At 71.0% G+C, this 9,744-nt stretch carries 19 protein-coding genes; 17 read left to right on the forward strand and 2 right to left on the reverse strand.

Annotation, left to right across the window (positions count from 1 at the left end; translation table 11 throughout):
* Nucleotides 1–7: 7 nt before the first annotated feature.
* The 15 genes from FB157_RS08310 to FB157_RS08375 all read left to right on the forward strand — a co-directional run bounded on the left by FB157_RS08310 (nucleotide 8) and on the right by FB157_RS08375 (nucleotide 7,361).
* Complete coding sequence (locus FB157_RS08310) at nucleotides 8–742, forward strand: ATP-binding protein (RefSeq protein WP_261386206.1); 735 nt, start codon at nucleotides 8–10, stop codon at nucleotides 740–742.
* The gene (locus FB157_RS08315; protein ID WP_145877487.1) at nucleotides 742–1,107 is read left to right on the forward strand and encodes a hypothetical protein; all 366 of its coding nucleotides are present in this window, start codon (nucleotides 742–744) and stop codon (nucleotides 1,105–1,107) included. Before FB157_RS08310 ends, FB157_RS08315 begins: the two co-directional genes overlap by 1 nt.
* On the forward strand, nucleotides 1,104–1,370 hold the full coding sequence (locus tag FB157_RS08320; protein WP_145877488.1) for a hypothetical protein: 267 nt from the start codon (nucleotides 1,104–1,106) through the stop codon (nucleotides 1,368–1,370). Before FB157_RS08315 ends, FB157_RS08320 begins: the two co-directional genes overlap by 4 nt.
* 136 nt (nucleotides 1,371–1,506) lie before the next feature.
* Nucleotides 1,507–1,668, forward strand: coding sequence for a hypothetical protein (locus FB157_RS47165; protein ID WP_186581406.1), 162 nt, complete (start codon nucleotides 1,507–1,509; stop codon nucleotides 1,666–1,668).
* 45 nt (nucleotides 1,669–1,713) lie between these two features.
* A complete protein-coding gene (locus tag FB157_RS08325; protein WP_145877490.1) occupies nucleotides 1,714–2,253 on the forward strand; it encodes a hypothetical protein in 540 nt (179 codons plus the stop codon).
* Nucleotides 2,254–2,329: 76 nt separating this feature from the next.
* Nucleotides 2,330–2,824: a hypothetical protein gene (locus FB157_RS08330; protein ID WP_145877492.1), complete on the forward strand. Its 495-nt coding sequence runs from the start codon at nucleotides 2,330–2,332 to the stop codon at nucleotides 2,822–2,824.
* 28 nt (nucleotides 2,825–2,852) lie between these two features.
* On the forward strand, nucleotides 2,853–3,938 hold the full coding sequence (locus tag FB157_RS08335) for a DNA cytosine methyltransferase (RefSeq protein ID WP_145877494.1): 1,086 nt from the start codon (nucleotides 2,853–2,855) through the stop codon (nucleotides 3,936–3,938).
* A gap of 104 nt (nucleotides 3,939–4,042) precedes the next feature.
* Nucleotides 4,043–5,113, forward strand: a complete 1,071-nt coding sequence (locus FB157_RS08340) for a hypothetical protein (protein WP_145877496.1) — start codon at nucleotides 4,043–4,045, stop codon at nucleotides 5,111–5,113.
* 2 nt (nucleotides 5,114–5,115) lie between these two features.
* Nucleotides 5,116–5,337, forward strand: coding sequence for a hypothetical protein (locus FB157_RS08345; protein ID WP_145877498.1), 222 nt, complete (start codon nucleotides 5,116–5,118; stop codon nucleotides 5,335–5,337).
* Between the two features lie 178 nt (nucleotides 5,338–5,515).
* The gene (locus tag FB157_RS08350) at nucleotides 5,516–5,887 is read left to right on the forward strand and encodes a DUF2493 domain-containing protein (RefSeq protein WP_145877500.1); all 372 of its coding nucleotides are present in this window, start codon (nucleotides 5,516–5,518) and stop codon (nucleotides 5,885–5,887) included.
* 59 nt (nucleotides 5,888–5,946) lie between these two features.
* Nucleotides 5,947–6,129 carry a hypothetical protein gene (locus FB157_RS08355; RefSeq protein ID WP_145877502.1) on the forward strand — a complete coding sequence of 61 codons (183 nt, stop codon included), beginning with the start codon at nucleotides 5,947–5,949 and terminating at the stop codon, nucleotides 6,127–6,129.
* The gene (locus FB157_RS08360; protein ID WP_145877504.1) at nucleotides 6,126–6,335 is read left to right on the forward strand and encodes a hypothetical protein; all 210 of its coding nucleotides are present in this window, start codon (nucleotides 6,126–6,128) and stop codon (nucleotides 6,333–6,335) included. The genes FB157_RS08355 and FB157_RS08360 overlap by 4 nt, the downstream gene beginning before the upstream one ends.
* On the forward strand, nucleotides 6,332–6,631 hold the full coding sequence (locus FB157_RS47170; RefSeq protein WP_186581407.1) for a hypothetical protein: 300 nt from the start codon (nucleotides 6,332–6,334) through the stop codon (nucleotides 6,629–6,631). The genes FB157_RS08360 and FB157_RS47170 overlap by 4 nt, the downstream gene beginning before the upstream one ends.
* On the forward strand, nucleotides 6,628–7,164 hold the full coding sequence (locus FB157_RS47175) for a hypothetical protein (RefSeq protein ID WP_186581408.1): 537 nt from the start codon (nucleotides 6,628–6,630) through the stop codon (nucleotides 7,162–7,164). The genes FB157_RS47170 and FB157_RS47175 overlap by 4 nt, the downstream gene beginning before the upstream one ends.
* A complete protein-coding gene (locus tag FB157_RS08375) occupies nucleotides 7,161–7,361 on the forward strand; it encodes a hypothetical protein (protein ID WP_145877509.1) in 201 nt (66 codons plus the stop codon). Before FB157_RS47175 ends, FB157_RS08375 begins: the two co-directional genes overlap by 4 nt.
* Before the next feature lie 316 nt (nucleotides 7,362–7,677).
* Here FB157_RS08375 and FB157_RS08380 read toward each other — a convergent pair whose 3' ends face one another.
* Both FB157_RS08380 and FB157_RS08385 read right to left on the reverse strand, forming a co-directional pair.
* Entirely contained in the window at nucleotides 7,678–7,938 is a 261-nt protein-coding gene (locus FB157_RS08380; protein WP_145877511.1) for a hypothetical protein, read from the reverse strand.
* Nucleotides 7,935–8,432 carry an AlpA family transcriptional regulator gene (locus tag FB157_RS08385; protein ID WP_261386207.1) on the reverse strand — a complete coding sequence of 166 codons (498 nt, stop codon included), beginning with the start codon at nucleotides 8,430–8,432 and terminating at the stop codon, nucleotides 7,935–7,937. The genes FB157_RS08380 and FB157_RS08385 overlap by 4 nt, the downstream gene beginning before the upstream one ends.
* Before the next feature lie 236 nt (nucleotides 8,433–8,668).
* Here FB157_RS08385 and FB157_RS08390 point away from each other — a divergent pair, with 236 nt between their 5' ends.
* Entirely contained in the window at nucleotides 8,669–8,851 is a 183-nt protein-coding gene (locus FB157_RS08390) for a hypothetical protein (protein ID WP_145877513.1), read from the forward strand.
* A 134-nt stretch (nucleotides 8,852–8,985) separates the two neighbouring features.
* Complete coding sequence (locus tag FB157_RS48255; RefSeq protein ID WP_261386208.1) at nucleotides 8,986–9,735, forward strand: hypothetical protein; 750 nt, start codon at nucleotides 8,986–8,988, stop codon at nucleotides 9,733–9,735.
* Nucleotides 9,736–9,744: the final 9 nt, after the last annotated feature.

Raw genomic sequence — 9,744 nt, forward strand, 5'->3', positions numbered from 1 at the left:
ACCACCCGTGACCGAACCCCAGACCTTCGCCGACAACCGGCCCAGCATGCTCGCCCGCCTCATGGCCGGAATCGCCGAACACGCACCCAATGTCACCTCGGGGCCGGTCGATGACGAGCCCACGCCAGATGAGCCCGGCCACCCCGAGTACCACCGCCGCCAACGCGCCGAGTTCGCCCTCAACCGCTGGCAGACCGCGGTCCCGTACCGCTACCGCAACGCCACCGCCGAACATCACGTGATCCGAGCGTGGGCCGACCGCGCCGCCAACGACTACCGCGACGCCGGCTTCCTCGTCCTCCACGGCGCCATCGGCACCGGCAAAACCCACCAGGCCTACGGAGCACTCCGCCGCATCGCCGAAGCCGGACCGCGCCGCTTCGAGATGATCGCCACCACCGCACCTGACCTCTACGGCCTGCTCCGACCCGGTGGCTCCGACAAGGGCAGCGAGCACGAGCTGAAGCGGCTGTGCCGGATACCGCTGCTGCTCCTCGATGACCTCGGCACCGAGAAACTCTCCGAGTTCACGGAGGAAACGACGACTCGCATCGTCAACCACCGCTACAACGAGTCGCTCCCGCTGCTCATCACCACGAACCTCCCCGTCCGCACCGGCGGGACCACAGCCTCGGACCTGGTGACACGCCTCGGTGACCGGCTCGCGTCCCGTCTTGCGCAGACCGCAACCATCGTCAGCTTCGACGGCCCCGACCTCCGCCGCGGACTCAGGAGCGTCTGATGCCGATCCGCCCCGAGAACCGCGATCGCTACCCAACCGACTGGAAAGCGATCAGCCTCCGCATCCGCACCGAACGCGCCGCCGGCCGCTGCGAATGCCTCGGCGAATGCGGTCGCGACAACCACACAGGCCGCTGCCCCAACGTCAACGGCGGTCAGGCGTACGGCACCGGCTCGAAGGTGGTGCTCACCGTGGCCCACCTCGACCACACACCCGAGCACGTCGACGACAGCAACCTCCGCGCCATGTGCCAAGGCTGCCACTTGCACTACGACCGCGATCACCACGCCGAGACCCGGGCCAGGACACGCGCCGACGCTCTGGCGAAGTCCGGCCAGCTCGACATCTTCGGAGGTACCTCATGAGCCAGAACGTCAACGACTCGTGCCCCCGCTGCCTCCACCGCAACGTACCGCCGCACCTCGACGCCGAGGACTACCACGGCAACCCGCACACCTCGTACCGGTGCCCCAACTGCCGCCACGTCTGGTTCACGAAGCGTCTCGCCGAACCCGAGCCGGCCACGTACGCGACATACGACGACCCGGATGCGTGGGAAGCCGACGACGACTTCAGCGACTACGACCAGCCCGACTACGACCCGCAGTACGGCGAACGGCCCTGGTGACCGCCAACCCACCTGAGTGGTCCATCCGCTGCCCCTGGTGCGGAGCATCGCCCGGCACCCGCTGCACCAGCCCCCGCGGCCGCAAGCTCGCCATCACCAGCCACGACGCCCGCATCCAAGCCCACCAGGAGCCCCAATGCCCGACGCAGCCCTCGCCGTCATCCGCGCCGCCCTCGAAGACGCCGACCTCCTCAACGAAAACCACGAAGACCGAGCCCGGCGCGTGGCCCAGTACCTGACCAGCAGCGGCTACCGCATAGCCCCAGACATCAGCGACCAACAAGCACAAGCCGCCTGACCCGTCACCCCACCCACACCACCCACCACACCCAGGAGACACGACATGAGCGCGGACCGCCCGCTCCTGCTGATCGACGTTGACGGCCCCCTCAACCCCTACGCCGCCAACCCGAACGGCCGACCCGAGGGCTACCAGACCCACCGCATGCGCCCATCCGGCTGGGACCAGCCCTGGCAGAAGCCACTGCGGGTCTGGCTCAACCCCACCCACGGCCCCGCGCTCCAAGCCCTGCCCTTCGAGCTGGTCTGGTGCACCACCTGGGCGCACGAGGCCAACGAATGGATCGCCCCGCACATCGGCCTGCCCTCGCTGCCCGTCGTCCCGTGGGACACCACGTCGGCGCCCGGCCCGCGCCACGCACAGCCGGGCGGCACGTTCTGGAAGACCCAGCACGTCATCGACTGGGCGCAGGGACGGCCGTTCGCGTGGATCGACGACGACTTCGACGACACCGACCGCGCCTACGTCGCCGACCGCCACGACGGCCCGGCCCTCCTGCACTGGGTCAGCCCGCGCGCCGGCCTCCTCCAGCCCGACTTCGACGCCCTCGCCGCATGGGCTGCCTCCCTCGCCTCCGCCTGACCCGTCACACCGAAAGCCAAGCCACCCAACTGACCCACCAGTCAGTAACCCCACCACCCGAAAGGACGCCCGCACCATGACCACTCTCGCGACCATCCTCGACACCGGCCTCGGCTGGCTGTACGACACCGTCCAGCCCGACGACGCCCACACCAGCCACCACGGCATCGTCATCAGCGACCCCGAGGCAAACCGCATCTACGGCTTCTGCCCCGACGGAGCACAGCACCGGCCCGTCGTGATCGTGGACGTCATCAAGGTCGAGTGGATCGACAACGGCCCCAACCAGTTGCAGACCCCGGCCAACCCCCTCGACATCGGCGAGTTGGCCGTCCTGGTCAAGGAACTGCAGCGCCGTGGCTACGAGTCCTCCGGCACCTGGAACGGCCACCCCAGCGTCAGCGGCAGCATCGGCCTCGTTCGGCCCGCGCACCCCACTCTCGTCGCCGCCGTCGACCGGTACCGGCGCGGCTGCACCGTGCACCCGCAGCGCTCCGTGTTCTGCGACTGCGAGCACTGGCTCGCCGAGGGTGCCCGCATCGTCCGACCCGCCGCCACCCCGTCTGCCTGACCCGGCCCGTCACCCAAGGAGCAGCAACGTGATCGTCGACCTCTTCAGCGGCCCACGCGGATGGTCCGAGGGCATGCGCATGCTCGACCTGACCGACGTCGGCCTGGAGCTGGACGCGGACGCGGCCCGCACCTCACAGGCGGCCGGCCACACCACCATCCAGTGCGACGTCACCCAGTACCCGACCGCCCCGTTCATTGCGCTCATCGAAGGGCTCATCGGCTCGCCGGTCTGCACCCCATTCTCCGCAGCTGGCAAGCAGGAAGGCATCGTCGACCTGCCCCTCGTCTACCAAGCCGTCCACGACCTCGCCCACGGCCGCGACACCCGCACCCGGTTGAAGACCGCCTGCAAGGACACCAAGTCGATCCTCGCCGCCGAGCCGATGCGCTGGCTGCACGACCTGCGCCCCAACTGGGTGTGCATGGAACAGGTGCCCGCCGTCCTCCCGCTGTGGCAGCAGTACGCAGGCATCCTCCGCGGCTGGGGCTACAGCGTCTGGACCGGCGTCCTCAACGCCGCCGACTACGGACTGCCGCAGACACGGCGCCGCGCCATCCTCATCGCCTCCCGCGTCCGCCGCGTCACCGCACCCGACCCCACCCACGGCGAGAACACCGCAACCGACCTCTTCGGCATGACCCGCCTGCCGTGGACCACCATGGCCGACGCGCTCGGCCTGGAGCCCGGCCTCCGCGTCAACACCCGCGGCGCCCGCAAGACCCAGGGCGGCAACGACTTCCCGTGCGACGCCCCTTCCTGGACGCTCACCGAGAAAGCCCGCTCCTGGTGGGTGCTCCGGCAGGGCAAGCGGGCCAACGCCACCGTGCGCCGCCTGGACCAGCCCGCCGGAACCCTCGTCGCCGGCCACGCCCGCCACGACTACCAGTGGGTCAAGGTCGACGGCCAGGGTGACCTCGAAAGGCGCCCCCTGCTGATCCCCGAGGCGGCGGTGCTGCAGGGCTTCCCCCCCGACCACCCGTTCCACGGCAGCGAGTCCAAGCAGTTCCTGCAGATAGCCAACGCCGTCCCGCCGCTGCTCGCCGCGCACGTCGTGTCGGCCGCGACCGGGATCCCGCTGCCCGAGCGGCAGCCCGAGCAGACCGCCGCATGACCACCCCGCACGCAGGGCGGCCTGGGCGCGTCGTTACCGCGCCCAGGCCGGCCCCAGCCTCCCACACCACGACCGCCTGCCCGAACCAGCCACCAGGAGTGACCGTGAACGACCGCCCCGAATCCGCCCCGATCCGTCGCAGCGACCTGCCGCCCATCCCGCCGCCCGAGTCCGAGATCTTCACCTGGTTCCCCCACCCCGACGGCGGCGGGGACATGGTGCGCGGCCAGCGTCAGCGCGGCGTTGTGGTTCGGCGGCGCGTCTCGTACAGCGACTGGGAGCCTGTCCGCCCCGACCGGTGGGCCGCCGAGCCTCCGAGCGACGCCCCCGCCGCCGCTCCTGCCGGCCCGGCGCCCGCCACCGACCGGGCGGCGCTGCGGGAGCGGATCGCCGACGCCGTGCGCGACGCCGCCTGCAACGGCGACTGCGGTAAGACCGAGAAGGAGTGCGCCAAGGAGCGCATCCAGCCCTTCGTCTGGCACCACGGCAAGCTCGCCGTCATCGAGGGCACACCGGAGCAGATCGCCGACGCGGTGCTGGCCGTGCTCCCCGCGCCCACAGACCAGACCGCCGATCGGGCCGCCGTCCTGCTGGAAGCCGCCGACCGTTTCGACCGCATGGGCCGCACCGTCCTCGCTGCCAGCCAGATCCGAGACGCGCTGCGTCGTCTGGCTGGCGAGGCGCCGCCTGTCAAGACCGTCGTCGCCGACTGCAACACCGGGCCCGGCTGGTACGAAGTGATCTCCCCGCGAGCGACCACGTGCATCGTCTACGTCCACGAGGACGGCTCCCTGTACCTCCCCGAGGGAGAGGCGTCGCTGAACCCGACCGAGTTTGCGTTCGCCGCCGCCCGGGGCAACGCCCACCGCCTCGTGCGGGCCGACGACGCGCAGCAGGACGAGGTCGAGGAGCCCGACGACACCCTCCACGCCTGCCCCGGCCGCTGGGGCGGACCCGACTGCCGCTGCTTCGACGACGAGCCCGCCCGCGAGGCGCAGCAGGACCCGACACAGGACGGCGAGGCCAAGCTCCCGCCGATGGACCCGGCGAACATCCTCGGCGTCGACGGTGCACCCGCTCACTGCACCGGCGCGGAAGGCTTCTGCGCCGAGCACGGCTTCCACCGCCACGCCGTGGCGCGGTCCGGCCAGCCCGACACGGACGAGGAGGCGTAGTCGTGACGGGACACGAGTTCACGCCCGGCCTCCGCTCCCGGAAGGGCCGCGCCCCGATGCCACCCGAGGTGCAGGCGGTCGCCGGTGAACTGTCCCGCCGGGCCGCGCAGATGTGGGCCGAGTCGGACGGTGAGCTGTCGATCGCGGAGGCGGTGGAGCTGGCCGCGTTCCGCATGGGCGCCGAAACACCCCAAACCAGCACAGACGACGAGGCTGGTCCCTGAGTCGGGATTCCCACCCAGGCAGACAGGCCCCGGGAAAGCCGCTGAACGCCCCTCTCGCGCCCTCAACCCCCCGAATCGGTATCTCGGGAGGTTCGAGGGGGGAGTTCGGCCCTCACAGAGGCGCACAGCCCCGCCGCCCCCACACCCGGGGCGGCACCCACCCAGCACGGAGACCACCATGGCCACCAACCCGTACCGCGTGCTCGTCACCGGCAGCCGAGACTGGACCGACACCGACACCATCTGCACCGCCCTCGACGAAGCACTCGATCGCGCGCCCGACCGGCTGCTCGTCGTACACGGCGGCTGCCCGACCGGCGCCGACCGCATCGCCGGGCTCTGGGCCATCGCCGCACGAGTCCCCGCCATCACCTACCGCGCCGACTGGAAGACCCACGGCCGCGCCGCCGGCCCCATCCGCAACCGCGAGATGGTCGACGCCGGAGCCGACTTGGCCCTCGCCTTCATCAAGGACGGCAGCCGCGGCGCCTCCCACACCGCGCGCCTTGCCGAAGCCGCCGGGATCCCCGTCCGCCGCTTCACCGCCTGACCCGCCCCCGGCCACCCCCCAATCCGGGGGCGGCACCCATCCCAACCACGGAGCAGCACATGACCGCCCGCCAACTCGCCCTCGACGACTGCGAACCCAACTGGGACGACCTCTGCGACCAGGGCGCCGAGCAACTCCACGCCCCCGCCGACAAACCCCACCGCGACCTCCGCGGCCAACACCTCAGCGTGATCAAGAAGCACCGCATCACCACCATCCACACCACCGGGGAGTACCTGTGACCTTCCACTACCGCGACACCGACGGCGATCACCTGTACGTCACCCCGACCACCCGCCACGGTGAGCCGGCACTCAACCTCCGCACCGCCCGCAGCGACGGCCAGGGCGGCGCGGCCGTCGACATCCCCCTCGACCACATCGAGGAGCTGGTCGCCGGCCTCCGCGACACCGCACGCCAAGCCGCCGCACAGGAGCAGCACGCATGACCGCCGCCCCCGCTTCCCTTCCTGAACTGTGCCCGCACTGCGACCAGCCACAGCCTGCCCCCGACACAGACCAGCACATCGCCACCGCGCACGCCGACATTCCGCCGTGCACCGCCACCCTCACCAACGACACCACCAACGGCGTCCTGCACTGCGTGCTCCGCGCCTGGCACCGGCGTGGTCACGGCGAGCACGGCGAGTGGCACGTCAGCGCACGCGGGCCCGTCGGCCGAACCATCTGGAACGACACCGCCGATGGAGCCACCCCGCACCGCACCGAGGAGCAGCCCGCATGACCCGCCCGCGCCCCACCACCCGCGCGCCCAAGCCCAACCAGCAGGAACGCGCCCAACGCGAACTGGTTATCGACAACCTCATCGGCCGCGCACTCCGCGGCCACCTCACCATCCCCGAAGCCGCCCTCCTCGCCGACTACATCCGAGCCGACCGACGCAACGCCCAGCAGACCCGCCAGTCCCTCACCGACACCACCCGCGCCCTCGAACGCCACCGCGAAGCCGCCCGAACGGCGATACGCGAGGCCGAGCAGCGGGCGGAACAGGCCGAGACCGAGCTGGCCGAACTCCGTACCGTGGCCCGCGGCTACTGCCCCGCCTGCGGTAGGGGCGACGCCGCACCCACCGTCGAAGACTGGGAGCAGCAGAAGCAGCGCGCCGAACGCGCCGAGGCCGCCATCACCCGAGTCCGCGCCATCGCCGGATGGGCCGCCAACGACTGGGCCGACCTCAGCCCCGACAAGATCCTCGCCGCCCTCGACCCGCCCGCCCCGGCGGCAGAAGCTCGATCAGCCGACAAGGAGCAGCCGTGACCCTCTGCCGAGACTGCCAGCAGCCCTACCACCCGCACGAGTCCTGCCAGGCCGCAGCCGACCGACGCGCAGACTGGGCAGCGATCACCGCCTACGTCGATCAGCAACTCAGCCGCCTCGCCACGCTGGCCGGCCGCACCCCGATGTCCGAGGTCCCGCCCGCACTCCGCGGACCCAACTGGCCAGGACCCGCTTGACACTCGTGTGATCCTGGACCCACGGCAAGACACGCACGCCGACCCGGACGCGGGGAAGGCTCACGGAGCCCGTGTAGGAAGTCGCCGGCAACGGGGACAACCGACGGCAGGGCGCGCACGCCGATCCCTTCGGGGCAAGGCCCTCCGGGCCCGCGTGCAACGCCCCGCCACCACCACGGCGGGGCGTTCTACTTGACGGCCGTGCGACCATCACACTGCCGGGCCTGCCGCAAGCTGCTGCCGACAGACCGGCGCTACTCAACGCGAAAGCCCCCGATCTCCAGGTGATCAGGGGCTTTCGTCTGTCCGGGCGCGGCTACGGCTGCATCTCTTCCCGGGACAGCTGCTCCCGCCACTCCTCCGGCATCTCGCGGAACCGCACGGCGGGACTGTCGTCTCGATCGGTCAGCCCGTCACGCATCCAGTCGGTAGCGACAGAGCGCAGCTCGGAGTCCTCGTAGTAGTTGTGGTCGTACTCGTCGCGGGGCTCGGCGTCCCGGTCGGCGAAGGTCACCTCCGCGATCACGTAGAAGCGGCGTACCGGCTCGCCATCGATCCGCAGGCGGTCGATCTTCACTCGCCCTCCCCGGTGATCGCGTCAAGCATCTGCGCGGCCTCGGCGACAAGCTCCGGGTAGTGGTCGAGGCCGTCCTCCTCGCCGCACTCGTAGCCCTTGTGGATGTCGTAGTCCACGTGGTTGACGAGGGCCCTGACGAACAAGTCGAGGGTCTGCGGGGTCAGACGCCACTCGCGCGGGTTAGTGGTCGTGGTCACGTGGGCTCCTTGCGGGTCGGACGGGAAGCGCCGCTTCTTGCGGGGCTGCTTGGGGTTCGCCTTGAAGAACGCGGCCACCTCGTCCTCGCGGAACCGTGGACGCGTACTGCCCTCGCCCTCGACAGCGGAGGGAAAGATGCCAGTCCGCCGATACGTGTGGATCGTCTGACGGCTGACCCCGTGCTCCGCCGCGATCTCGGTGACGGTCATCAAGCGCGGGCTCCCCTCGGGTTCGGGGTTCTTGGGCACGGCAACATCCTCCCTGATCTGCTTGACGTTGTAAAGCAGATCGTGCACTGTGGAACTGCACCAACAAGTTGGCCCCGGACGGGAGTTCGCACCTCCCGCCGGGGCCTCATCCACCCTGCTGTGAACAGGAGAGATGACGGAATGCAGCGTACCCACGTGCAACCCCAAGCGCCCAGCCCCGAGCACCAGCGAGCCGACCAGCCGGCCCCGCAACCCCAACCCGTACCAGCGCCGCGGCCGCACCCCGACGACACGCTGCCCCGCCGCATCCCGGGAGCGTCGCTGTGAGCCTCCTCGACAAGCTCCTCGGCAACGACCGCGAACGTGCCGCCACCAAGTACGCCGGCCAAGAGAGCGCATCGGACCGCGCAGCCCGCCAACGCCGAACCGGACACCGCCGCAGCATCGCCAAGGCCGCCGCGCAAGCAGAGCGCTGGGAGCAGCGGGACCGCCGCCGCTTCCGCTGACCCGCCCCCGAGACCGCCGCGCGGCGGTAACCCAACCCCCTCGTCCCGCCGCGCGGCCGCCGTCCCTCCCGCACCCGTTCCCCCACGGCCGGGAGGGACGGCACCCACACCACCACCGCTCCCGGAGGAGCACCGTGAAGACCCGAGACCCGCTCGCATGGGCCGCACTCACCGCAGCTCTCGCCGTCACCGCGTCCGCCGAGTACGAACTCGCCCGCGCCTGCGGCTTCGGCCCCTGGGTCGCAGCTGGAGTTCCCGCCGCACTCGACATCTACGCCGTGCGCGCCCTGCGAGTGCACCGCGACGTCCTCGCCGTCGTCTTCGCCATGATCGCCGTCAACGCCGCATCCCATCTCGTGAGTGCGCAACTGCTGCCCGTGTCCGTGTCGCTCGTCGTGGCCATCTCGGCGATTGCACCGCTCGTGCTGTGGCGAGTACACGCACTCCGTGCGCAACCGACCGCACCCGCACCCGCGCAGCCGGCCGCGTCCGACGATTTCGAGCGCGCAGCCGAACAGGCCGTCGAGGTAACGGACCCGGATGCACCGAGTGCGCTCGTCCTCGACTTCCACCCCCACCCGCAGCCGCATCCTGACGTGTGCGCAACCGCATCCTCCGCAGTTCAAGCCGCGGATGCACCCGCGCCGCAGCCAGAGCCCGCATCCGACGCAGCCGCTCCCGTGGTCCGGCAGATGCCCACGCCGGATGCAGATGCGCAGCTCCTCGCAGCCGCACTCGAAGTCAACGCAGCTGCGCTCGCCGAGACCGGGCAGCGCGCATCCCTCCGTCGGTTGCAGTCCGAGTTGCGCATCGGCCAGAAGCGGGCGCAGCGCATCCAAGCGCAGCTACCGGATGCCGTGGGCGCAACCGTCCGGGAGGCGTGATGGTTGCGT

This window comes from Streptomyces sp. BK340 (assembly GCF_007827595.1).
In the GTDB taxonomy this organism is placed as follows: domain Bacteria; phylum Actinomycetota; class Actinomycetes; order Streptomycetales; family Streptomycetaceae; genus Streptomyces.